This is a genomic window from Candidatus Avelusimicrobium stercoris (assembly GCF_002437085.1).
In the GTDB taxonomy this organism is placed as follows: Bacteria; Elusimicrobiota; Elusimicrobia; order Elusimicrobiales; family Elusimicrobiaceae; genus Avelusimicrobium; species Avelusimicrobium stercoris.
Window position 1 is genome coordinate 1 of sequence record NZ_DJOA01000052.1, and the last position, 25,132, is coordinate 25,132.

Annotated in this window: 17 protein-coding genes; 5 read left to right on the forward strand and 12 right to left on the reverse strand. The window is 50.4% G+C overall.

The features are described 5' to 3' along the window. Positions 1–428 precede the first annotated feature (428 nt). Together pbpC and B2118_RS07350 are read right to left on the reverse strand one after the other, a co-directional pair. Positions 429–2,537, reverse strand: a complete 2,109-nt coding sequence (gene pbpC / locus B2118_RS07345; RefSeq protein WP_428054649.1) for a penicillin-binding protein 1C — start codon at positions 2,535–2,537, stop codon at positions 429–431. Then, the gene (locus B2118_RS07350) at positions 2,537–8,200 is read right to left on the reverse strand and encodes an alpha-2-macroglobulin family protein (RefSeq protein ID WP_428054651.1); all 5,664 of its coding nucleotides are present in this window, start codon (positions 8,198–8,200) and stop codon (positions 2,537–2,539) included. The genes pbpC and B2118_RS07350 overlap by 1 nt, the downstream gene beginning before the upstream one ends. Before the next feature lie 145 nt (positions 8,201–8,345). On the opposite strand from B2118_RS07350, the gene B2118_RS07355 reads away from it, so the two are divergent. Next, positions 8,346–9,737 carry an MATE family efflux transporter gene (locus tag B2118_RS07355; RefSeq protein ID WP_428054654.1) on the forward strand — a complete coding sequence of 464 codons (1,392 nt, stop codon included), beginning with the start codon at positions 8,346–8,348 and terminating at the stop codon, positions 9,735–9,737. Positions 9,738–10,194: 457 nt separating this feature from the next. Here B2118_RS07355 and B2118_RS07360 read toward each other — a convergent pair whose 3' ends face one another. Beyond that, positions 10,195–11,748 (reverse strand): L-aspartate oxidase, encoded by a 1,554-nt coding sequence (locus tag B2118_RS07360; RefSeq protein WP_428054656.1) that lies wholly within the window; start codon positions 11,746–11,748, stop codon positions 10,195–10,197. Positions 11,749–12,186: 438 nt separating this feature from the next. Further along, positions 12,187–12,699 (reverse strand): prepilin-type N-terminal cleavage/methylation domain-containing protein, encoded by a 513-nt coding sequence (locus B2118_RS07365; protein ID WP_428054658.1) that lies wholly within the window; start codon positions 12,697–12,699, stop codon positions 12,187–12,189. 122 nt (positions 12,700–12,821) lie between these two features. Between B2118_RS07365 and B2118_RS07370 the strand changes: the two genes are divergently transcribed. Further along, positions 12,822–13,328 carry a type IV pilin protein gene (locus B2118_RS07370; protein WP_428054660.1) on the forward strand — a complete coding sequence of 169 codons (507 nt, stop codon included), beginning with the start codon at positions 12,822–12,824 and terminating at the stop codon, positions 13,326–13,328. Between the two features lie 182 nt (positions 13,329–13,510). Here the strand turns inward: B2118_RS07370 and B2118_RS07375 are convergent, their stop codons facing one another. The 6 genes from B2118_RS07375 to B2118_RS07400 form a co-directional block, all read right to left on the reverse strand. Next, entirely contained in the window at positions 13,511–14,995 is a 1,485-nt protein-coding gene (locus B2118_RS07375) for a DEAD/DEAH box helicase (protein WP_428054662.1), read from the reverse strand. After that, positions 14,995–16,848: a ribosomal protection-like ABC-F family protein gene (gene abc-f, locus B2118_RS07380; RefSeq protein ID WP_428054664.1), complete on the reverse strand. Its 1,854-nt coding sequence runs from the start codon at positions 16,846–16,848 to the stop codon at positions 14,995–14,997. Before abc-f ends, B2118_RS07375 begins: the two co-directional genes overlap by 1 nt. Positions 16,849–16,952: 104 nt before the next feature. Next, on the reverse strand, positions 16,953–17,879 hold the full coding sequence (gene trxB / locus B2118_RS07385; protein ID WP_428054666.1) for a thioredoxin-disulfide reductase: 927 nt from the start codon (positions 17,877–17,879) through the stop codon (positions 16,953–16,955). Next, a complete protein-coding gene (locus B2118_RS07390; protein ID WP_428054668.1) occupies positions 17,876–18,433 on the reverse strand; it encodes a Maf family protein in 558 nt (185 codons plus the stop codon). The genes trxB and B2118_RS07390 overlap by 4 nt, the downstream gene beginning before the upstream one ends. Position 18,434: 1 nt before the next feature. Next, positions 18,435–18,653 carry a hypothetical protein gene (locus B2118_RS07395; RefSeq protein ID WP_428054670.1) on the reverse strand — a complete coding sequence of 73 codons (219 nt, stop codon included), beginning with the start codon at positions 18,651–18,653 and terminating at the stop codon, positions 18,435–18,437. A gap of 14 nt (positions 18,654–18,667) precedes the next feature. Beyond that, on the reverse strand, positions 18,668–19,912 hold the full coding sequence (locus B2118_RS07400; protein WP_428054672.1) for an MDR family MFS transporter: 1,245 nt from the start codon (positions 19,910–19,912) through the stop codon (positions 18,668–18,670). A gap of 111 nt (positions 19,913–20,023) precedes the next feature. On the opposite strand from B2118_RS07400, the gene B2118_RS07405 reads away from it, so the two are divergent. Both B2118_RS07405 and B2118_RS07410 read left to right on the forward strand, forming a co-directional pair. Further along, positions 20,024–20,725, forward strand: a complete 702-nt coding sequence (locus B2118_RS07405; RefSeq protein WP_428054674.1) for a YggS family pyridoxal phosphate-dependent enzyme — start codon at positions 20,024–20,026, stop codon at positions 20,723–20,725. Continuing rightward, the gene (locus B2118_RS07410; RefSeq protein ID WP_177747271.1) at positions 20,722–20,988 is read left to right on the forward strand and encodes a DUF167 family protein; all 267 of its coding nucleotides are present in this window, start codon (positions 20,722–20,724) and stop codon (positions 20,986–20,988) included. The genes B2118_RS07405 and B2118_RS07410 overlap by 4 nt, the downstream gene beginning before the upstream one ends. A 122-nt stretch (positions 20,989–21,110) precedes the next feature. Here the strand turns inward: B2118_RS07410 and B2118_RS07415 are convergent, their stop codons facing one another. Then, a complete protein-coding gene (locus tag B2118_RS07415) occupies positions 21,111–22,385 on the reverse strand; it encodes a mechanosensitive ion channel family protein (RefSeq protein ID WP_428054676.1) in 1,275 nt (424 codons plus the stop codon). A gap of 41 nt (positions 22,386–22,426) precedes the next feature. Here B2118_RS07415 and B2118_RS07420 point away from each other — a divergent pair, with 41 nt between their 5' ends. After that, on the forward strand, positions 22,427–23,308 hold the full coding sequence (locus tag B2118_RS07420; protein WP_428054678.1) for a hypothetical protein: 882 nt from the start codon (positions 22,427–22,429) through the stop codon (positions 23,306–23,308). Positions 23,309–23,570: 262 nt separating this feature from the next. Here the strand turns inward: B2118_RS07420 and B2118_RS07425 are convergent, their stop codons facing one another. Continuing rightward, positions 23,571–25,097 (reverse strand): hypothetical protein, encoded by a 1,527-nt coding sequence (locus B2118_RS07425; protein WP_428054680.1) that lies wholly within the window; start codon positions 25,095–25,097, stop codon positions 23,571–23,573. Positions 25,098–25,132 lie beyond the last annotated feature (35 nt).

Consider the following 25,132-nt stretch of genomic DNA (forward strand, 5'->3'; position numbering starts at 1 on the left):
CAAGCCCTTTACAATAAACAGCCAAAAAGGCAACGACAAAAACAACATTGTGTAATTGTCATCCCCGAGGAATTTAGTCGGGGATCTGTCGTTTCGGAAGGGAGCAACCACGGCAAAAAACAGATTCCCGACTACGACAGTCGGGAATGACAACAATAAAAGTCATCCTCAATTTAGTTCAGGAACTACATCTTGGGTCGTTCGTTGTTGTCTAAAAGGTCATACTGGAAGGTTTGCCGGCGCGGAGCGTTCCAGTATCTGTTGTTTTCCTCTTTTTTATTAACGACAGATCCTGGACTACGACTTTCCAGGATGACGGCAACTACAATACAAAAGACAAACTATATAATCGGTAGATTCTGAAAACCCTGCGGGCCGCACCCTAGCGGTCCGCCACTCTTGTTCTTGGGTAAAAAAGGACACTCCTTTTACGGTAGGACTTCAAAGGCAAGGCTGGCTGATTCGCCGTGGCACGAAACCGATAAGGTATGCTTGCCCTCTTGCAATGGCCACCAGTTTTGGCAGGACGAACCCGGGTGTTTTTTCCCGTCCAAAACCCAGGTACATTTGTCTTCGGTGCACTCTGCCGCCCACTTAACGGCTTGGGAAGCAAGCGGCACGGACGGGTCTATCTTAAAAACATCCTTGTCCGTGGGAGAAACAATTTTTAAGCGCGTAGAAAACGCCTTGTGCCGCCCTGAACAAATACCGGGCAAGTGTGCCCGGTCAAAGGCGCTTTCCTGCGTGTGCGGGCAGTTTTCCCCGGCCAAAAGGCCGCTATCCAAACAAGTCTGCGCACGCACTATACCCTCGGGCACAGAAAACGGCCCAGAGGGATATTTGTCTTGCAAATAAATGGCCAAATCGTGCAAAATCGGTCCCGCACCCGTAATGCCGGACACCTTTTGCATAGAGGTTGCGTCAAAATTTCCCACCCATACGCCCACCGTCCAACGCGCGGTATAGCCAATGGCAAAATTATCCTTGTAATCCTTGGACGTGCCCGTCTTGGCCGCAAACGGGAAGGGCAAAGAAAGCGGCGAATTAAGCCCAAACGCCGGCGCGCGGGCATTATTATCCGCCAAAATATCCGTAACCAAATAGGAAGCCTGCGGGGTAAGCAAACGCGTTTCCCGGCCCGGGGCGCGTATAATAGGGGTTGTAGCAAACAAAACAGGTTTATAAACTCCCCCGCGTGCAAGCGCGGCATAGGCGTTTGTCAGGTCCAACAGGCGCACCTCGCCATTGCCTAATGCCAGCCCCAAGCCGTAAAAATCAGCGGGTTTGGTTAAAGAGGTAAACCCCGCCCGGCGCAAAAGAGCCAATAAATTAAACGTGCCGGAAAGTTCCGCTGCCTTTACCGCCGGGATATTGTACGAGCACGCCAACGCGCGGCGGGCAGATACCCAGCCGTGGTAGTTTTCGTCATAGTTCCGGGGGCGGAATCCCCCCTCAAAAAATGTGTCCTCATCCAAAATCAAACTGGCCGGAGTAAGGCTTCCCCGCTCAAAGGCCAGCCCATATACAAAGGGTTTTAAGGCCGAACCCGGCTGGCGCAAGGCGCGCGCACCGTCCACCTGCCCGCTGTTTTGGGCGTTGTAAAAATCAGCCGAACCCACATAGGCAAGCACCGCCCCGGTGGCATTTTCCAGCACTACCACCGCCCCGTTAGTTACGTTTTGCTCCGACAAGTGCGAAATATAATTTTTTACTACGCCCTCGGCATATAATTGCAAATCTTTATCTAAGGTAGAGGATACTTCCTGCGAATCAGGCGGCAAAAGGGGCTCCAACAGGCGCGTAAAGTGCGGTGCGTCAAACGGGCGGGCGGCAGAACGCAATTCCAACTGCTCGCTCACGGCCAGAGCGTACATTTCCTTATCAATAAACCCGTTATCCAGCATTTTTTTCAGCACCCAATCGCGCCGTTTGAGCGCGCGGGAGAAATGTTTAAGCGGATTATAATAAGTGGGCGATTTGGCAAGTCCCGCCAAAAATGCGGACTGCGACAAGGACAAATCCGCCGCCTGCGTATTAAAATAGAAACGGCTGGCGGCTTCCACCCCTTGCGTTAAATTGCCCAGTTCCAAGAGGTTAAAATATTCCTCCAAAATTTCCTCTTTGGTCATCTGGCGCTCTATTTTTAGCGCACTAAACGCTTCGCGCGTTTTGCCCCAAAAGGTTTTGGGACGGGGCTCCACCGCGCGGGCCAGTTGCTGGGTAATGGTGGACGCGCCGGAAACGACTTCGCCCGCTGTGGTGTTTTGCCACGCGGCACGCAAAATAGCCGCCACATCCACCCCGGAGTGCGTAAAAAAGCGTTTGTCCTCGGCGGCCACGGCGGCGGCTATCAGCCAAGGCGAAACCTCGTTTAACGAAACGGGCAAATAATAGGTATTACGGGCCGACAAAAAGCCGCGGATAGGTGCGCCGTAGCGGTCGTAGATTTGTTTGGACGGCAACAAAAATGCTTCTTCCCCACCCACCAGGCAGGGAAGAAGCACTAAACTTAAAAGTACCGCCAAACACTTTTTCATTATTTAATGATAAGCGTTTCGGTGGCGTTGCGGCCAAAGACGGACGGCTCATACATTTGGCTGGCCCACAGGCACGGATAGGCAAATGTGCCCGGCACCGAAGCAGACACCAAGTAAGAATAGGTGTGCGTGCCGGCGGGCAGATAATCGGCAAACGCGGCCAAGCGGTCGTCGTATTTTTCGCTCCGCTCAAAACCGTTATAATAATCGCCGTTGTCCCCGGCTAATACGGCGCCCTGCGCGGCGGATTCGGTCGCCAGCGAGGTGTTTACAATTTCAAACCCGGCCGGGATAAAATCCTCCACCACCACAAAGTTGCGCGCCGTGGCGTTTTTGACCGTTAAGGTGATTTTATAGCGTTCGCCCGCCACAATTTCGCTCACGGGTTTGCCGTCCAAGGTGGTAATCGCACGGGAAACCGTAAAGCCGCCGTCCACCGGTTTATCATAGCGGCGCGGCTCATACACTTGACCCAAGGTATAATAGAGCGTCCCGGCCCCCTCTTTGGCAAATTTCAAGCGGGCTTCGCCCTTGTTGCCATATACCTCATCAAACGGTACGGAAGCGGTTTTGCTGTCCACACTGCGGCCCTTAAAGGTATTTTGGAGCAAGGTTTTCCCGGCCAGTTTGACGGACGCTTCAAAGTCCGGCGTTACGCTTTCCTGCGCTTGGTAATAGGTGTTTAACGCCTTAAATACAGCGGCGTTTACGTTCGTATTGTTCCAATGGCCTTCGGCGTTTAACTGCGTAAGCAGCCAATGCGCCGTTTGGAACGATTGCTCAAACGGATATTGCGCGTATAACAGCGCATCCAGCGCAAGAGCCGTGCCCTTGGTGTTATCCATATGCAGCCAAGGCATTTCCTGGGGTACGTCAAAATAAGCCGATTCGGGCGTAAAGACGATGCGGTTCAACAAGCGTTGGCCCAAGGCGTTTTTAATGGTTTTAGAGCGGCCCGAAGCCTGCGCGGCCTTTAACAAATACGCTTGCGCCGGGAGCGGCAAAGAGTCCGCCTTGGCATAGAGCGTATTAAAAGCGCTTTGCACATTTCTGCCGTACAAGGCCAGCACATACGCGGCGTAAGCGCGCGCGGTGTCGGTTTCCAAGGAGGAATAACGGTAGGCGCGGGTAGTCTTGGCATAAAAAGCCGTTTCCAACCAAGAGACCGCCTTATCTAATGCCTTGGTTTGCACCCGATAGCCCGCCTTTTTGGCCAAATAGTTTACTTCCAGCGCGTAGGCCGTTACGTACGGGTCAGGCAAAGAAGTATTCTTCCAGTAGCCAAGGCCACCAGAAGCGTATTGGTATTCGGGCAGCAAATCCAAAATTTCCTGCACCTGCTTTTTATACTGCGCGGTATCGCCCAGTTTAAAATCTTCCACCAACTGAGCCCCCGCAATAACGGGCAACGCCTTGGACATTTTTTGCTCCAAGCAATCATACGGATAAGTGAGCAAATAGACCATAGAACCCTTTAAGTTTAAAAGTGCCGTGGAAGCGAGCGAGAGGGTAATTTCGTTATCCGCCGCTTCGTTTAAGTTGCCCGGCTTGTCTAACAATTCTTCCTGTTCTCCCTTCGTAGCCGCATAGACGGAAAGAGTCTGCTTCTTTTCCACCGGGGAAACCGTAAATTTAGAAAGTACGCCGTCCTGCGCCTTGCGTCCCTTTACGCTAAACGCTACGCGCGCTTCGCCGTTGTCCACTGCTTCGCACGCCCAGGCTACTTCCTGCGCTTTGCCCAAGGGCACCGTTACGGTTTTGGTGTCCGGGCCGGATAAGGTTACAGCGCCTTCGGCGCGGGCGGTTACGGTCAGTTCGCCTTTTTTATCCTCGTAGTTATATACAACGGCCCCACAGGAGAACTTATCCCCCTTGCGCGCAAAACGCGGCAGGTTGGGTGTAACCATAACGGGTTTAGACACTTGGATAGACGTTTCTGCCGAGCCGAACTCGTCCGCCGTCAGGGCTACAGCCATTATGCGGAATTTGGTTAGGTTGTCAGGCAGTTTAAATTTCACTTCCGCGCGGCCTTTTTTATCGGTGGTTACCACCGCATTAAAATACGGCGTAAACGCAAAGTTCGTGCGCAAATCTACCCCGCCCAACTTGCTGGCGGCATAGTTTGCCCCGCCGCCCCCGCGGTTTTCGCCTTTTTCGCCAAAGTTACGCTGACCCACCACATACACGCGGTTATCCATCGTAAATACAGACACCGGGCGGGAACCGTAATATTGGTTAAACAAATCCGGCGTCTGGTAATTCGTCAGCGCCAAAACGCCCTCATCCACCACCATAACGGCTACTTCCGCCGGGGTATTCTTCAAATGCGGCTTGGCCGTCAGTTTGAGCGTTACCTCTTCGCCCGGCTGGTAGCGGGTTTTGTCGGTTTTGATAACGGGCGTAATCTTTTTGGAATCGGGCAGGACCGTCAAATTGACATATCCCACCTTGCCTTGCGGTTTACCCAAATCAAGCCCCTTATCGTTCACGGGGTCCGCACTCCGTCCGCGCACCAAGGTTACGCCAACATATACGTTAGGCAGATAATTGGGCTTTACCGGTACTTCCACATAGTCCGCCCCGCCCTTAACAGGCGTAATCCACGCGTCCAAAATGCCCTCGCGTTCCACCGTTACCAATGCCAAGGCGTTTTCATACGGGGATTCTACGGCAATGCGGGCCGTTTTGCCCGGCTTGTAGGAATTTTTGTCCTGTTTCAACACCAACAGGTCATCATCCGTCTTTTGCCAATAAGCCTGCCCCTTGCCATACACCATTACATTAAAGCCACCCAATACGGTGCGGCCCGAGGAGTCCTTGCTGGTAAGTGTTACAAAATAGTTTCCGGCTTCCGTCGGTTTAAAGGACAAGCGTCCGCCGTCCGTGCCAACTTGCAATGTTTGGCTGGGCAAATTGGTTACCTTCTTTTCACTTACCCACTCCAAGCGGCCCGAAAGCCCGGCCTTGCGCACGCTGAACCATTGTTCCTTGCGGATATCCGCCGTAACCGTGGCCGAGGTTCGCACTCCCTTGGGCGTTACCGCCAGCAGGTCCGCCTGAACCGTGTCGCCCAGTTCCACGCGGTCCGTTACCAGTTTAGCCCCCAAGTAAAAGGAAGCGGGGTGAACAAGCACATCGGCGCGGGCAAACAAATCCTGCCGCGCGGGCGACTGCACGCCCAGTTCGGCATATACCGTTACCGGGAAGTCCACCTTCGGCAAGCGGGCAGAAAAATTCAGGGCTCCTTTATCGTCCAAATTACCCGTGGAGTCCAGCAGCAGTTTGCCGTCCTCTTTGTATTCGTCCTCACGCAGGAAATACGGCGTAAAGGTGTAGCCCTCAAAACCTTTGGGCTCAAACCAAGCGCGCATCCGGCGCAGGTTCCATTTGGCCTTGGCGCCCGCCAACGGGGAGCCAAAGTTGTACTGGGCAGAGGCTAAAAATTGGGCCGTATCACCAGAGAAATAAAAATCTTGCTCCGGGCGGAGATTTACCTTAAAATCCGCCTGTTTGACGGCTTCCACCTGGAAACTGTAATACGCGCTGGAAACATCTTGTTGCCCCTTTATCTGCGGGGTAAAGGAAATATCCCAAGAACCCGTATAGGCCGTTTTGGGGATATCAAATTTCAGGTCAAAGGTGCCCATTTGCGAGGAAAGGGTAACATCTTTATTTAGCACCTCTTCGCCGCGTGCGTCGTTAATACGCACCTTTCCGCGCACCGCCTGCGACAATCCCCACGCGCCGCCCTTTAATTGGCGCACGACGCCTTTTAGATATAAGGTTTCGCCGGGGCGGTAAATGCCGCGGTCCGTAAACAGCACGGAGCGCACCGCTTCGGGCTGGGGATTGTAATCGTAATTTAAATTAAAGCGCCACGGTTCAAGGCCGTCGTTCCAAGCACTGCTGACGACCGCATCGCCGCCCGCGCTGGATACAAACGCATACACCACGGGTTGCCCCCACTCGGAGGCAACGTCCAAATTCTTCCAGCCGGGTGCGCGGACAAGGCCGTCCTGGTCGGTACTGCCCGTCCACAAGATTTTGTTGTCTTTGCCACGCAGTTCCACCGCCAAATTAGGCATTGGTTCGCCCGTTTGGAGAGAGGTAGCCCAAAGCAAAATATTTTCGGGCGATGTCTTTAACGTTACCCCCACATCGGTAATATTATCGGTGGAGGACACCCAGCAGCCGTCTTTGCGGTTTTTGTCTTGGAGTTTTACTTGGCTGAAAACAATACTGTCCTTGGCCGTGGGATTAAACTTATTTAAGTCAATAAAGGTTTTAACCGTGCGGTCCTTTACGTCTTTAAAGGTATAAGTGCCGTCAAAGGTGGCGGACGTAAGCGGCTTTTTGGCGCAGTATCCTGCGGAAACCGTATCAAACGGAATAAAATTTTCTTTATTAAAACGCGCCCCGCGCACAGGCAGAGAGGGCGTATTCATTAAATCAATGGGCAAGCGCGGGCTTAAATAACTTTCCAATACGCCAAGCCCGCCCGAAAAGTCCGCCGTCGGGCAATAGCCGGAGTTGGTTATTTTAAAGGTTTTATCTTCACCCAAGGTATTGCCGTAGATATCGCGCAGGTTTTTATTTAAAGTTACGGTAACGGTTTGACCGGGCTTCAAATTAAGGAAGGCAAAGGGCGTGCGGAAATATGCCGCGCCCGTTTTATTATCCACCACGTCATAGCCCAGCGCATCGCCCTCCTGTTCGGAAAGTTGGCGCACGGCGGAGGCGGGTTCCACAGTGGCCGCAGCGGCAAGTTCCTTCAAGCGGACCGGGGTGGAAAAATCCACCGTCGGCGTATAGGGTAAACAACCGTCATTAATTTGGTTTAAAACCGTCAAATTAGGATAGGTATAGAAAGTGGTGTTATAATCCTTTTCCATCCCCTGCGTACCCGTAGGCGCGGGCAATCCCGCCTTTAACGTAAGGGTATAGCGGGTACCTTTTTCCAAGGCGGACAACGGGCTGATAACCGCAATATTTTGTTTGTTATAGTAAGAAAAATCTTTATCGTATTCCAGTTGGCTAATCGGGCGGACAATCAGCGGGACGGTTTTGGTAACATCCGGGCGTTTGGCGGAGGATAAACCCAAACGCTGGCTGAAAGTAGCCTCGGCCGGGACAGTATAGGAAAGTTGAACATATTTAGAAAGTTCGTCCATTTTTACCGGGCGGGTAAATACTACATATAAGGTGGGATTTAGGCTAATCCAATGTTCATCCTTTCGGGGCTGAACGAAATTCACCTCGGGCACCGGGGTAGTAAAGCGGAACGTATAATTTTGCGCCAAGGCCTTACCGCTAACGGCGGATTTAAAACCTGCGGGAACGGTTACGGTATAAGCGGTGGCTTCGGGCCAGTTTTCGGCCGGTTCAAAAATCACCGTTTGCGTGCCGCTATACCGGCAGGAGCCCTTGATTTTGGGCGAAATGGTAATCGGGCAGTTAGACGAGGAAAACTCCGTCTTTTCCCCCAGCGCGGCTACGGGCTGGTTAAACGAAACGGAAACGGAATAACGTCCCCCCGCATAGAGTTTCCCCTTAGGGGAAGCCGACAAAACTTTTAGGGCCGGGGCAGCTGCCAAAGAAGAAAGCGCAGTCCCCGCCACCAACGCCGCCGCCAAAACGGCGCGCAAGATAAAACGGTTTTTCATAAAAATCCTCCTTACTATCTTTGTATTGTACCATTAATAACCTATAAGCGCCACTACCTAACTATTTTTATATTTGGTAAAATATATATAAGAAAAGCACCCAACCAAATGGGGGCTTTTTTTACGCTTTAAGGAGTTTTAGTAAATGGCAAAGGCAGTATCTATTCACGAAAAAAATCCCTTTAAAGGGCGCACTTTGGCGCAATTATTGGTTAAATTTTCCGCCCCGGCGGTGGCCGGGATGTTTGTAAACGCGTTGTACAACATTATTTCCCGTATTTATGTAGGGCAGGATGTGGGAGCGAACGGGCTCGCCGGGATTACGATTTTGTTCCCCCTAGGGCTTTTGTATATGGGGTTCAGTGCGCTTATCGGCGTGGGCGCAAATTCCCTTTTTTCTATCCGCTTGGGCGAAAAGAAAGAAGAAGAAGCCCAGCGCATTTTGGGCAACGCTTTTATATTGCTTATTTTAGTGGCCGGGGTACTAACGGTAGGCAGTTACCTGTTTTTAGACCCGGTGCTTACCTTTTTGGGTGCAGATAGCGAAGTATTGCCCTTTGCACGCGATTATGCGTGGGTGGTCCTTCCCGGGTACTTTTTATTTGCTATCGGCGTAGGTATGAACAATTTTATCCGCTCGTCCGGCCATCCTAAAACCGCTATGTGCACGCAACTCATCGGCGCGTTTATCAACTTGGTATTGGGCCCGGTGTTTATTTTTATGCTCCATTGGGGCATTAAAGGGGCGGCGGCGGCCACAGTCTGCGGGCAGGTGGTTTCCTTTATTTGGATTTTACTGTTCTTTACCGGGCAGCGCAGTTTCTACCGGTTGCGCTGGAAGTTCTTTCGCCTGCGGACCGATATTGTATGGGGCTGTATGGCGATTGGATTCTCACAATTTGCCTTTCAGTTGGCCTCGGGCCTGCTCAATGTTATTTTAAATCACGCTCTGTTAAAGTATGGCGGAAACATAGCGATTTCCGCCGCGGGCATTGCGGTCAGTGTGAATACTGTTATTTTACTGCCCTTGGTCGGCATTTCCCAAGGCGCCCAGCCGCTCATTGGCTACAACCACGGCGCGCGCAAGTACGCCACGGCTATCCAAACGCTCAAAATGGCTATCCGCTGGGGTATGGTGGTTACAACTACTGGGTTTATTTTAACCGAAGTTTTTGCCCGCCCGATTGCGGCGGTGTTTAACGCACAGGATTTAGCCTTGGTGGATATGGCGTCTAGGGCGATACGGCTGTTTAATTTGCTGTTGGCTATTGTGCCTTTGCAAATGATGACGACAAGTTTCTTCCAAGCCATTAACCAACCGTTAAAGGCGGCATTTTTGAGTTTATCGCGCCAAGTGCTTTTTTTAATCCCCTTGGTGCTCATTTTGCCGACGTTTTTAGGCCTTACGGGCGTGTTTTTGGCGCCTGCGTGTGCCGATGTTATTTCCACATTTATTGCCGTAAAAATGCTCAAAGCGTTTTTTGATAAGCACGGGCAAAACTTCTTTTTCAGCAAAAAGCACGCTCCATCCTTCTAGGCCTTGCAGGCTGCCAAACACTCGGGGATGACGGCAAACAATATTCTATTAAGGGTCATTCTGAACTTGTTTTAGAATCTACTGATTGTGTTGTTAGTCGTTGTCGTCATCCTGGAAAGGCGTAGTCCAGGATCTGTCTTTATCAAAATAAGGATTAGATACTGGAACGCTCCGCGTCGGCAAACCTTCAAGTATGACCTTTTAGATAACAACCACTACCCAAAAGGTAGATCCTGAAATAAATTCAGGATGACCTTCTTATTTAATAACAACAAACCCTAGAACCCGATCAGGCCGCACCCTAGCGGGCGGCACCCTGCGGGCCGCCACTTTTCCGCGCTCTTTTGATTAATGGGGGCCACACGCTTTTTGCAATACCGCGAATAAGAGAAAAAACAACTAAAAACCGGACCTTGGAAAAATTCCAGGGCCCGGTTTTTTGTGTAATGAAAAGCATTTACTTTTTTTCGTCCGACAAGTAATGGCACCCCGCTGAGTGGCGGTTTTTTAAAGCGGCATAAGTGATAAGCAAAGCCGTCTGCGTGCCGTTACGCAAGTCCAACAGTTCCTGGCACAAGGCATTGCCCTTGTAAAAGGAATCAATCTCGTTATGCAGGTGGCGCAAAATCTTTTCCGCGCGGCCCAAATGCTTGCGGCTGCGAATAAGCCCCACATAGTTCCACATCGTGTTGCGAAGCGTAGCCAAATCCTGCTTAACCAAGTTAAGGTCAGGCTTTTCCTCCGGAACCACCCAATCCTTAGGCGTAGGAATATGGAAGGATTGCGTTTTGATGTCTTCCGCGTCCGCGTGCGCACACAGATAGCCCATCGCCACCGCTTCCAACAGCGAGGTGCTTGCCAAGCGGTTCGCGCCGTGATAGCCCGTGCAGGCCGTCTCGCCAATGGCGTTTAAATTGACGATGTTTGTTCTGCCCTCGGGCGTTGCATACACGCCACCGCAGAAATAGTGCGCCGCCGGAACCACCGGCACGGGGACCTTGGTCATATCGTAACCGCCTTCCAAACATTTTTTGTAAATAGCCGGGAAGCGTTCCTTAGTCTCCGCCGCCGGGTTAGCGGTAATATCCAAATACACGCAATCGTGCGAAGTTTCCAAGCGTTCTTCTTCAATGGCGCGGGCAACGATATCACGCGGGGCCAAATCCTTTAACGGGTGATACTTGGGCATAAAGGCTTCGCCCTTGCAGTTGCGCAAAATAGCCCCCTCGCCGCGCAACGCTTCGGACAAGAGAAAACTTTTGCCCTTGGCAAACACCGTGGGGTGGAATTGCAAAAATTCCATATTCATCACACGCGCACCCACGCGGTAGGCCATTGCAATACCGTGTCCGTAGGCGTGTTCGGCATTGGTGGTATGCAAATACACCTGCCCCACACCGCCCGTAGCCAATACGGTTTTTTTGGCGGTAATAGCATATACTTCGCCCGTCTTGTTATCCAATACATACGCACCGAAAACGGTCAGCGGATAGTAGCGGTCCATCGGGTCGGGCGAACTGTGCGAAAGAGTTAATAAATCAATGGCGGAGGTAAACTCCTTTACCGTGATAAGCGGGTTTTGGCGCACGGAAGCCTGAATAGCGGCCAGCAGCGCGTGCCCCGTGGTATCCTTGGAGTAAATAATGCGGTTCTTGCGATGCGCGCCCTCGCGCGTAAAGCGCAGGTGGTGCTGGGAATCGCGGTCAAAGGGAACAGACAAATCCTTCAAAAAAACTTCCTCTATGGCCTTACAACCCGCGGCGGAAAGTTCCTTTACCGCGCTTTCGTTGCACATACCCGCGGTGGCCATCTTCACATCGGCCAGCAAATCATCCATATTTAAATGGGGTTCATAAACAATGCCCCCTTGGGCAAGGTCGCTGTTGGCCTGGGACATTTCCCCACAGCAAAGCAGCGTGGTTTTAAGGCCTCTTTTGGCGGCCTCGTGCGCATATACGCACCCGGCAATTCCGGCGCCGATAACCAAACAATCGGTAGAAAGTGTTTTCATATATATATTATATAATAGTAAAGGGCCGATTTGCCCGAAAAGAACTTGCATATTATTTTTATATTTGTTAACATATATACCCCTATTTTACAACCGTTGTAAAAATTTGTATAATTTTAGTGTAGTAAAGATAAGAAGGATTCTCCTTATCGGAATATTTTTAAGGGAGAAAGTAATGAAAAAGTTGCTTGAAAAAATGGCGGATGCCCTCGTAAAAGTGGGCGAAAACGTCAGCGGCGCGCATTATATGATTGCCAAGAAATAAGGCAAGCGCGCAGGGGATATAAAAACCCCAGTTAAGCAGTTTGAAGCCAGCCAAGTTGTTCGCTGGCGGACAGGGGAAGAAAATTCTTCCGCCTGTCCAAAACGGCTAAACCAGATTTCCTATATATTAAAAAACCCCGCATTTAGCGGGGTTTTTTATTGGGTAAAATTACCTTACGGCTTATAATATAAAGAGCCCAATTGGACAGTATATCCCATACTCTTACAAAAATCTACGCCCTCCGTCGTATTGCTACCGAAAGGCACACAGGCTTCTCCTTCCCGGGAAGAATCAAAACTCGGAAGCCACAGCAAATAATATAATTGACGCGTGTTACCTTTCATATGATAGGCATAAACCCGTCCAGTATTATTAACAATAACTTCAAAATATTTCGTCCGCACGCAATAGTCGTTCTTGCTGGCGCAATCTTTGGCATTGGCAAGCCCAATATCCAAATAGGCCATTTTGGGATATTTGCGCGAGCCATCGGACAAATCCGTATTTTCGTAATAATAGCGGTTTACGGCTTCCTGCACCGCGGCCCCCGCAGCAAGCCCTTCGGAAAATCGGCTGCGCTCAATCGCTTTTTGGTACGAGCCAAAACCAATACCGGCCAAAATGCCGATAATAATCACCACCGCCATCAGTTCGGTGAGTGTAAAACCGTGTTTTGTAAGTTTCATAAAAACCTCTTAAAAATAAAAATACTACTCATTATTATAACCTTTTTTGAGCCGTTCACAAGAGTTAATATTGAAATCCCCCCCAAAAACCGATATACTAACAAAGTAAAGGAGATTTTTATATGAAGAGATTTAACAAAGGTTTTACCCTGATTGAGTTACTGGCCGTAGTGCTGATTATCGGCATTTTAACGGCTATCGCCCTGCCACAATACCGCCGCTCTATCCAGCGAGCGGAGTCTATGGAGGCGTTAGTAAACCTGCGCACGCTTTTTGACTCCGCCAAGCGCTACCGCTCGTCCAATTCGGAAACGCCGATGAAATTAAACGGCTTAGACGTATCTTTCTTTGACGCCACAAGCACAACATCCGCCAATTTTGGTATCGGCAAGTTTGAATATATTTTCGCAAACGACGGCATCCGCGCCTGCCGTTTAAGCGGAGCCAACTCCTACAACGACACCTTTTGCTTTAAAATGTACTACAACCACCCGACGTACGGCAAAAGCGCGCTTACCTGCACGCCCAGTAGCAACGTAAAATACGAGTGGATTTGCCCCGCTATGGGCGCCACGGACGCAAGCGGCAACGCCGTTAAAGATTCTGCTGGCGGATATTTGATTAGATAGTTTGCCCAAAAATAAAACGGCCCCGGGGAAATTTCTCCGGGGCTTTTTTACACTAAAATTAGATATTCCTTGTCATTTCCAAAGGTTTGTGTTGGAAATCTGTCGTTACTACAAAGACAACAGATCCCCGACTACAACCTCGGGGATGACAGGCAGAAAGAATCCTTTCACATTAAATTTACTTACCGGCCGTTTTTCCGGCGTTTGAAGAATTTTACAAAGCGTTTGCTCCCCTGGGGAACAAAGGCTTTTTTGGCTTCCAACTGTTTTAATTTCTTTTTACTCGCGCCCACTTTTACGGCAAAGAGGTTTTTAGGCGCTTCGTTTTCGCTTAAAATCCGTGCGGCATCGGCGGCCTTACGGAAGGTTTTAGGCTTTTTAACAGGTACAGGCTTTACCACGGCTTCCACGCGCGGTGTCTGCGGCAAATATACTTCCCCCTCGGCCAGTAGCCGCTTGGCCACTTCGGTCGCCTTGGACGGGCGCACCTCGCGTTTACGGCAGTTTTTAGCGTGCGCCGTGCCCTCTTCCTGCGCCACAAATTTAGGCGCGGGCAAGGGTTCAATCGTCTTTTGTACCGTTTTAACCGGGATAGAAAATTTGGTAACCTTGCAAATATCGCTCCATTTATCCATATCGTCGGAAATGAGCGATACGGCAGTACCAACAGCCCCCGCGCGGCCCGTCCGGCCGATACGGTGGATATAATCCTCGGGGCATTGGGGCAAATCGTAATTAATCACGCAGGCCAAATTGGGCACATCAATTCCGCGGGCGGCCACGTCGGTAGCCACCAATACGCGCACGACGCCGCTTCTAAAAAATTCCAGCACTTGGCGGCGGCGGTTTTGGCGCAAATCCCCGTGCAAGGCATTGGCCTTTTGCCCGTAGAGTTTGAGTTGCTTGGCCAAACGTTCCGCACCGTGTTTGGTACGCGTAAAGACCAAAATAGAGCCCGGGCGTGTGTTTAACTCGTGGAGCAACTGCGGCAGTTTTTCGCGCACGGAAACCTGCACAATTTCCTGCACTACCAAATCAGCGGGCGAAGTTACAGAGCCAATTTTAACGCGGGCGGGTTGGTGTAAAAATTCGTTTGCCAGCCCCACGATTTCCTTGGGGAGCGTGGCCGAAAAAAGGAGCGTTTGGCGCGGCGTGGGCAAAGAGGCGGCAATTTTACGCATATCGTCAATAAAGCCCATATCCAGCATACGGTCCGTCTCGTCCAGCACCAAATAGCGCACCTGTTTAATATCCACGCTCTTACGCCCCATATGGTCTAGCAGGCGGCCAGGCGTGGCGATAATCACGCGCGGGTGGCGGCGCAAATCGGCGTATTGCTTATGGATATTGTCCCCCCCAATAATCAGCGCGGCGGAAACCGGGTGTTCCTCATCCGTCAGTTTGTTAAGTTCCGTCAGAGTCTGCTGCGCCAATTCACGCGTAGGCGACAAAATAAGCGCATTTTCCTGCGGATTATCCGTCAGGCGCGCCACCAGCGGAAGCAAAAAAGCAAAGGTTTTGCCTGTACCTGTCTGGGCAGTAGCCAATACATCCTGTCCGCGCAAGGCGGGCGGAATAGCCCCCTCTTGCACCGGGGTCGGTTCCGTAATATCCAAGCGTTTTAAGGCGTTTTGCAAAAATTCAGGCAATACTTGAAAAGCGTTCATTAATTATCCTCCGCCAGCGCGGCTTCGCACTCCTCGTTTAAGCGCAGCCACTCCTCTTCGGCGTTCTTTAATTGGTCGTTTAAAAGGGCCAATTCTATACTGCCGTCCGCCGAATATTCAGCCACCAGTTGGTCCTCCAAGGTCTTTTTGCGGGCGGAAAGTTTTTCTATCTTTTCATCCAGTGCGCGGATTTCCTTTTTAAGCGGAGCCACGCGGGCGCGGCGTTCGGCGGCGGCCTTGCGCTGGGCCTCTTTGGAGGTCATTTTGTCGCTGGCGAGGTCGTTACGGTCGTTATTTTTAAGCAGTTGGGCCTTGTAATCGTCCAAATCGCCCGTAAAGGTTTTGCAGGTGCCGTGGCGGACAATCCACAACGTATCGCAAGTGAGTTCTATCACGTGCAAGTCGTGCGTAATCAGCACCACCGCGCCTTGGTACTCGTTTAAGGCTTCCAAGAGCGCTTGGCGGGATTGGATATCCAAATGGTTCGTGGGTTCATCCAAAATCAGCAAGTGCGGCGCATCCTTGGTAATAAGCGCCAAGAGCAGGCGGGACTTTTCGCCCCCTGACAGTTTACCGATTTCCGTATCGCTCTTGGCCTTATTTAAGCCAAACGCGCCCAACTGCGCGCGGACTTGCGTTTCCGTAGCCAGCGGCATTACGGCGGACAGTTGCTCATACGGCGTTTTTTCCACATCCAATTCTTCCGTTTGGTGCTGGGAGAAATAGGCAATCTTCATTTTTTTGGCTACGGTCATCTTGCCACTCATCAAAAGCAAGCGGTGGGATAAAATTTTAGCCAAAGTGGATTTACCGTTTCCGTTGGCGCCCAACAACGCAATGCGGTCATCGGGCTCAATGCGCAAATTCAAATCGCTGAGTACGGGTTTATCGTCATACCCGGCCACGCCGTTTTCAATAGTAATTAAAGAGTTTTGCAACCGCACCGGGGACGGAAATTCAAAATGCGCTTCGGGGTCTTTTGGAATTTGCGGCGCGGCGCCCAGTTTTTCAATCATTTTAATACGGCTCTGCGCCTGCTTGGCCTTGGTGGCCTTATAGCGGAAACGGTCCACAAACGACTGCAAATGCGCCACCACACGTTCGTGCTTGGCGGCCGCCAAACGCAACCCCTCAATAGCCGCCGCGCGGGTGCGTTCGTAAGTATCGTAATTGCCGTTGTAGAGTTTTAATTGCCCATCCTCCACGTGGATAATTTTATCGCACAGGCGGTTTAAAATGTGGCGGTCGTGGCTGATGATAAAAACGGTTTTGTCCAAACGGACAAGGTAATTTTCCAACCACATTGCGGTCTCCAAATCCAAGTGGTTGGTGGGTTCGTCTAAGAGTAAACAGTTGGACGGCGCATACAGGCACGCGGCCACATTGGCACGGACCTGCCACCCGCCGGAAAATTCCTTTAACGGGCGGCGGAAATCGGTATTTAAAAAGCCAAGCCCGCTCAAAATGGCGCTGGCGCGCGCTTCGGCGCTGTGTGCGCCCAAAAACTCCAATTTATCAAACACTTCGGCCATACGCTCGCCCGAAATATTGGGGTTTTCCAGTTCCTTTTGCAGGGCGGCCAATTCTTTATCGGCGGATAAGACATAATCCAACAACGGCACGGACGGGTCCGCAATATCCTGCGCCACGGAGGCTATTTTGGTTCCGCGGGAAATTTCTATTTTGCCGCCGTCCGGCGAGAACTTTCCTTCAATCAGTTTAAAAAGCGTACTTTTGCCGCACCCGTTGGGGCCGACAAGGCCCACCTTTTGCCCGTCCTGAATCATTACGGACGTATCTTCAAACAAGGTGCGCAAGCCAAAATGGAAGGAAAGGTCTTTAATGTCTATCATAGAATATATATTTTACTAAATTTAGACTATACACGCGGGAGCGGTATATAAAAAGGCCCCCGCACGGGCAAATTCACGCGCGGGGATTTTCCTGAAAGCCAAGCCTAACGGTGTAAGTTTACAAAGGCGGCGGCTTCAATGCCCGCCTTGGCCCCGTTTCCGGCGGCAATAATTGCCTGGCGATAGTGCTTATCGGCACAGTCGCCCGCGGCAAAAATGCCCTCAATGGTCGTATGTGTGCGCTCGTCCGCAAGCACGAGGCCGTTATCGGCCAGCGCTACCAAGGAATCTTTCAAAAAGGCCGTCTGGGGCTCGGCCCCAATGGCTACAAACAAGCCTGAGCAGGCAATTTGGGTGATTTCCCCGGTTTTTACATTTTTTACCTTTACGCCTTCCAGCGTTTCGCCGCCTAAAAGTTCCACGGGCACGCTGTTAAGCACCAGTTTGATTTTGGGGTTAGACTTTACCTTTTCCACGGTTACCTGGTCGGCACGGAAAGCATCGCGGCGGTGGATTAAATTCACTTCGGGGCAGAATTGCGACAAGAAGAGCGCGTCCTCAAACGCCGTATTGCCGCCGCCCACTACGCATACCGTTTTGCCGCGCATAAAAAATCCGTCGCAAATGGCACAGGCGGAAAGCCCGTGGCCGATAAATTTTTCTTCGCCGGGAAGCCCCAACCAGCGGGCTTTGGCCCCGGTGGCGATAATTACGCTTTTGGCCAAATATTGTTTGCCGTCGGTCGTCGTCAGCGTAAAGGGCGACTTTTCCCCCTCCACCTTGGCAATCTCGTCCGCCGTAAATTCCACGCCCAAGCGTTTGCATTGCTTGTGCATATTGTCCATTAATTCAAAACCGCCTACGGGATTAACAAACCCGGCGTAATTTTCAATATCCGGCGTAGTTAATAACTGCCCGCCCGGCACCGCGCCGCCCGCAATAACGGGCTTTACCCCCGCCCGCACCGCGTAAATGGCCGCACTGCACCCGGCAGGGCCCGCGCCGATAATAAGCAAATCCACTTCTCTCATAATGACGAAAACTCCTTATATAAGTTTTGGAAATATTCCACCGGAAAGCCCACTACATTACTGCGGCTGCCGACAATGCGCTCTATGAACGGGTCTTCCTCGTCCTGCACCGCATAGGCCCCGGCTTTGTCCATATGTTTCCCGGCCAAATGGTCCAACTGTTCAGGCGACAAGGTGCGCGCCTTGCACTTGGAAACATCGTACCCGTAAAGCATTTTATGCCCGTTTAAGCACATAATGCACACCCCTGTATAAACGGACTGCCAGGAGCCGTTTAACTTGTTTAAAATGCGCAGAGCGTCCTTTTTGTCCTTTGGCTTGCCGATAATTTCGCCCTTGCAAAACACCAAGGTATCCGCACCGATAACCACCGCGCCCGGATACTTTTGGGCCACGTCAAAGGCCTTTTGCACGGCCAGTTCGCTCACGCGGGCCGCCGGACGCTTTTTGGCGCTTTTTTCGGGGGTTTGGGACGGAATAATATCAAACGCAAACCCCAACTCCTTTAAAAGAGCAATGCGGCGCGGGGACTTGGAGGCTAAAATTAAGTGCATATTATTTGCGCACGAATTTGGAAATAATCAGGTATCCCAACACCAGCCCGATAATGCCGCAAATGCTCACGCACAGGGCCAAGGGATGAATACCCACCGTGTAAACGCGCGTTAAGGCGTGGTCCAACTGCTGGGGCAAATAGGCGGCCAATTTTTCAAGGCCCAGGCCAATCAAAGCCCCCAAGACTAACGTCAACAACGCAAAAATAATTCCTCTCATACGACTCTCCTTAATTAGTTTAAAGTAATTGTATCTTTTTTAATCGGCACGGGGACGTTCGTCTTGCCGTCCTCGCTGTCCGTAAGGCTGTAACGCATCCGCCAAAAGCCAATACCAGCCAACACCGCCACCGCACCTACAATCAGCCACGGTCCGGGCAAATAGTGCGGGGCCACATAATCCCCCAACAATCCGGCCATAAAGAAGCCGACCGCCGAGCCCAAATTGTAAAACACCATCAGCATCCCCAAATACCGCCCGCGGGTTTCGCGCGAAGCAATATTAGACACCAAGGTTTGCTCGCCGGGCGAAACAATCAGTTCGCCGACGCCTGCCAAAAATACGCCAAAAGCAATTAAAATAAAACTGTCAAAAAACCCTACCGAGCCAAACCCCACCGCATACGCCAAGCACCCCAGCAGCATTGCCGTAGAAAGGCGGATTTTGCTCATCAGCACCGTGCCCCAATATTGCAAAAACACCACCACCAGGCCGTTTACCGTAAAAAACCACCCGATATAATACTCCGGCATATGCAAATACTGTTTGCAATGCACCGAAAGCCCCACCACTAACTGGGAGTTTACGGCCGTAATCAGCAGTACATACAGGCACAATTTGGCCAGGCGTGTATCCTTTAAGGCAAGCAAGGTGGAAACGAAACTGGGCTTGCGCGATTTACACGGAATATGATTATCCTGCACTAGCCGTCCCAAATACAAAATGGTAACTGCGTACAAAATAGCCGTAAAGTAAAACGCCATACTGTACGAATACCGCACCAAAAAGCCACCCATAGCCGGGCCCAACGCCCAGCCGATGTTTAGCCCTATGCGGATAATGCCAAAGGCTTCTACACGCTCTTTGGGTGTGGTATTGTCCGTTACCCACGCATTAGAAGCCGGGCGGAAGAACGCACCCAAAAAGGTGGTTAAAAAGTACCAGGTGAGCATCCAGCCCACGTTTACTTTTAGTTCAATGCACAGCCCCAGCGCAAACATTGCAACAATTTGGGAAAACAGCCCCCACATCATTACATTTTTGCGGCCAAACGCATCGGCCAGTTCGCCGCTAATGGCGCTGGACACACAGCGGGACAGCCCGGCCAGCGCAATCACCAGTCCGGCAAGGGACGGAGACAGCCCCCGCTGGCTAATTAAATAAATGGTAAAAAAGGGTAAAGAGAGCCCGTAGCCAAAGAGCAAAAGCCCGTTGGCGGCGGAAATAAGAATCATACTGCGTTTGGTTTCTCTCTGCATATATAGATATTGTATAAAATAAACCGCGTGCCCGTTGAGTGTCCGACGGAGAAAAATAGAAAAAATTTCCCAATTAAAGTAAATTTTGATATAATATGTCAAGGGATTTTTATGACCAGGGAAGAAGAACTCGTAAAAAATGTGCAGTTTGTAGAGTCTGCCCTGTGCGCCGCGTGCCAAAAGGCGGGCCGGAACCCGCAGGACGTAACCTTAATGGCCGTAACCAAGTACGCGCAAGACAAGGATGTCTTAACGCTCTTGGCTAAGGGCCTTATCCGGCACATTGGCGAATCCCGCGTCCAACAGGCTGAAAAACGCTGGACGAGTCCCGTTTTTGCGCAGTACAAAACCGTTAAACATTTTATCGGGCATTTACAAAAAAACAAAGCGGCCAAAGCCGCGCGGTTGTTTGATTTTATAGACTCCTTGGATAACGAAGAAACCGCCTTGGCCTTAAACCGCACCGCGCCGGCAGGAAAGTTACTCCGCGCGCTTGTACAAATAAAACTGACGCAAAAAGACACCCAATCCGGCTTGCCCCTTAACGAAGCGCGGGCCTTGGTAAAGAAACTGGCGGGACTGGAACATATTAAAATTTGCGGGTATATGGGTATTGCCCCGCAGGGCGCAACGCAAGAAGAGTTGCACCGCATTTTTAAACAGGTCAAAACAGCCTTTGACCAAGATTTTCCCAGCGGCGAGCGGTATTTGTCGCTAGGGATGAGTGAAGATTTTAGGGCGGCGGTAGAGGAAGGCTCTACCCTGCCGCGAATTGGCAGCCGTTTATTTGCCACAACTTTGGAGGGTTTATGATTATAAAGGTCCGTTTAATCCCAACCGCAGGGCGCAATGAGGTAATCAGCCGCATTGGCAGTGTACTGCGCGTAAAGATTAAAAATAAAAAGGTGGATGACGACGCCGCCAACGCCATTATGAAGACCTTCCTGGCTGATTTCTTTAACGTGGCGGAAGAAAGCATTATCATCGTAAAAGGCGCCAAAGGAAAGGAAAAGACCGTAGAAGTGCGCGACAAAAGTGAAGAAGAATTGCGCAAGATTATGGATTCTATTCCGTAGAATTTGCAGTTGTTCCCTACAAACCCTAACGCCCGGCACTTTTCTCCGCCGGGCGTTTTTATGTCAACAAAACGCCCCAGGGCCATAAAACCACCGGGGCGAAAAAGAATAAACCAACCGCTTTACGCTTTGGGCGCGTTATCCAACAGCTGTGCCACGCCTTGCGCAATATTGCGCCCGCTGGGCTGTTGGTACGCATACAGACCAAATTGCGGCAAGACCGCAAACAAATGGTCAAAAATATCACTTTGAAGCGCCTCGTAATCGGTCCAAACCGTCGTATTCAAAAAGCAATACACCTCTAACGGCAGGCCCTGGGCTTCCTGCTTTAACTGGCGCACCATCAGCGTAAAATTCGCATCGCCCGACACCACATATGGACGCGAAGCCAAGTACAGTTCCGCATAGTGGCGGAAGGTGCCTAAGTTGGTTAAATGCCGCCCGTTAATCAGGTTTTCCTTTACGTTGCGTTTGGCGTTAAAGGCGGTTATTTCGGCCTCTTTCCCGGCCAAATAATCCTTTAAGAGTTCAATTTTTTTCAAACGTTCCAACATCGGGCGGTCCAAAAATTTAACCGTATCTACATCAATTAAAATACTGCGCTGGATACGCCGCGCCTTGGCCGCATACATACCGCTCCAATTTTTAAATGGTTTGGAAATCATATCATAGGTCGGCACGCTGACAATCGTCATATCAAAGTTTTGCACGCGCACGCTGGTGAGCGAAATATCAATAATATTCCCGTCAGCCCCGGCGGAATCCACAGTAATCCAATCGCCGATTTTAATCAGTTTGTTGGTCGTCAACTGGATACTGGCGGCAAACCCTAAAATAGGGTCTTTAAAAATTAAGGAGAAGACAGCCGCCAAAGCGGACAAGCCCGTGATAATGTACATTGGCTTGCGCCCTAGCACCAAGGATAATATAAAAAGCCCCGTGCCCAAAAAGACTACGATTTTTACTGCCTGCACAAGCCCCTTTATGGGGATATTCGGGTTGCGCCCGTAAAGGTGGGATAAAGTGTCCAACAGGGCATTAATCAGCCACGAGAAACTAATCACCACGAACAGCCCCGTCAATTTACCCATTAAGGTTGCCAGCCAAGCAATATCCTCGGAAATAAACACCGGGTGCAGGTTAATGGCGGCCATTGCAGCCACCACCACGCCAAGCGCCGTAAAAAAGCGGTGCTCGCGCATTGCGTTAAACCACTTTTCGGAGTGGAGTTTTGCCACCAGTTTGCTTAAATATTTATTGCAAAACCAAGTGCTAAAACGCGCCAAAATATACAGCACAAACACAAACAGGATAGCGGACGCAATTTGCGCAATCAATACGTTATATTGGCCCGGAATGTACGGCAATTTTTCAACAAACGGCAAAATCAACTTCACTTATTGCTCCTTTCTGTAAAAAAGTTACTATAATAAAGTGTATGAAAAAAACACTCTTGGGCGCAATGTTTGCCTGCCTTTTATCCGCCTGCTACACGCCGATGAACAATTCCGGCGTGGCCACGACAAAGCCTTGGCTGGAAGTTTCCGCCAAGAAGTTGGATTTTGACGGCAAACAATACGATTCCTGCTACCGCTTTAACCTCCATTTTTGGCCGCAGGAAGTAGCCGAAGTGATAGATATGAAAAACGCCTGCGTGGACGCCTGCTGCTGGCGCAGCGACAAAACCGAAGTAACACTGGATTTTAATAAAGATTTTAACCAACGCTTGGCCTATTACGGCCGCGCGCGCAAATACACGCCCGGCAAAATCACCTTTAAGGTAACGCACTCCAATTTAGTAAACACCACCAAAGTAACCACGGACCCCAAGGGCGCAGTTTCCAACAGCGGGCTCGTAAAACTATCCTATAAAGAGTACGAAAACCCCGCCCGATTAAAGCAAATTGAAGAGGCCGCCAACCGCTTGCAAACGCGTCGCAACGCCTATTTAAACGAACAACGCCAACAGCAGGCCGAAAGGGTGGCTAAAACCGCCGCACAGCCCGCCAGCAAAGAAGCACAGGCCAAAGCCTTGCTCTCGCGCGTGGCCGGGCCGAAAATAGACAAGTATTTCTACCAAATGAACAAGTCCTACAACCGCCAAGGGGCCGTATTTATGTTAAGCGACCGCCTTTTGCAAGTGCAGGAACTGAACACGCAGGGCGGCTTTGCCGTTTACTGCCACGCCAAGGCCCGCACCGGGGTAAGCGCTACGCAGTTAAAGGCTTCTACTTTTCCCTGTGGAAAATGGCGCGTAGATTTGGAAGCGCAAACCGTCCAGCCGGACAACGCCAAAGCCAAGCAAATTTGGGGAAAATAGATAGTATATTTTCTTGTTTTTTCTCTTTTTTCGTAAAGGTGTCATTCCCGAGGAATTGGCGGCGTGGAACGCTCGGAAATCTGTTTTTGTTGTGCTTGTTCTCTTACGAAACGACAGCCCCCGAGCCCTGCGGGCCGCCAAACACTCGGGGATGACGAAAACCTGCAAAGCGCCAATTACTACGGAATAACACCACAAAACCACTAAAAAACCTCCGCTTGAGGCGGAGGTTTTACATTTTTTACATTAAAACTTATTTCACTTACTCGCAATACAGCACAGTATAACTCACGTCAAAATGGGCTTGGTTACCTTCACACGAGCCAACACTCCACGAGTAAGAATTTATTACATTATCCGAACAAGAGGCACCAATGGTTGCCCCAGAATCATAAGCATAGGGAAACCCCGACACACCCGCATTTCTTGGATCTGTATTAGGCATTACGGAATATGGCCCGTTACCCATATTACAGTTAGCCGTAGTAACTTGTCGCTGCAACGCATTTTGTTTGGAAGAAGAACCCGAGCGCTTATATGTTTTTCCGCTGTCGCTGCCGGACTCAGCCACGCGTGCCTTGGATTTAAGCAAGTAAGAGGTATATTTCGGTGTCGTGCACTCTTGCGAGGTTCCCTCTCCCGGCTCCTTTACGCGGCAGTTCCAAAACGCACAATAATGCAAACCGTATAGTATATTACGCTCCGAAGCATCTGTTCCCCTTGGAACCAAACATCCTACGGCATAAGATTTCGCACGGACCGATACCGGGTCTGGCCCAATATCGTGCGTAGTCCCATTGCAAGAACTATTATTTACAAGCCAAGTATGACCATTGCTTCCGTAAGCCCCACTTAATATATAATTTTCCGTATAAAACCGGCTCCCGGCGTTAAAGTTTTCCTGTTCATAATACGAGGGATCTAAGCGGGTACTCACCCAGTTGGCCAGTTCAGGAGCATTGTTCTGTTTTGCATTAACCCCGTGTTCACTGCATACTTCCGTAAAATAGGCCGCCCAACTCTCTTTAAAATGTTCATTGGAACCTTCATCAAAACAAGCCGCACACTCACATTGCACGTCGTATTTTCGGTCATCGTCCCCCGGCTCATACCACGGCGCACCTTTGCCAGAAACATACGCAGAACTATTACCAATATATTCCTTTACATCCACATATTCCGTGCCCCATACGCTTTCACCCTCGGTACTCGCCGAGGAATTATAATCGCATTGGTATTCATTGCTCCACTCCATTTCTTTATCCAAATAGGCCGAGTTCTGTGCACTTTTATTAATCTTGGCAGTGCTGGAAATATCCATATTGTCCGCCTTGCCACCCATTACGGGGATGTCATTACCGTAAATCGTGTTGGTTACGTTGCTTTGGTGGAAGTTCGTATCTTTAAAAGTAACGTTATTGGCCATTATGCGCCCGGCTGTTACCGTGCCGCCGTTTTCAACCGTTAATTTTTCACTCAAACGGTATTCAGGCGTATTGGTACTGCCTAATGTTGTTCCGTTTTGTACATTTATCTGTTTTAAGTACGCATTAGCCCCTTTGATTACGATATTCCCCACATTGGAACGGGTATTACAAAAGTTAAGATACCCACCAATGCAACTATCCCCATCTTTTTTTCCCACACAAGTAACGTGCGTGGAATCTGCTGCGTCCAAATGGGCAAAGTTACCCACCGGGGCGGACATTGTGGTTACAAACTGCATTTGTTCCGCATTGGCTACTGTAAACAACAGCATACAGGCGGAGATGAGTGTGATTTTTTTCATTTTTTATCCTCGCTTAAACGCCTAAAACGGCCTTT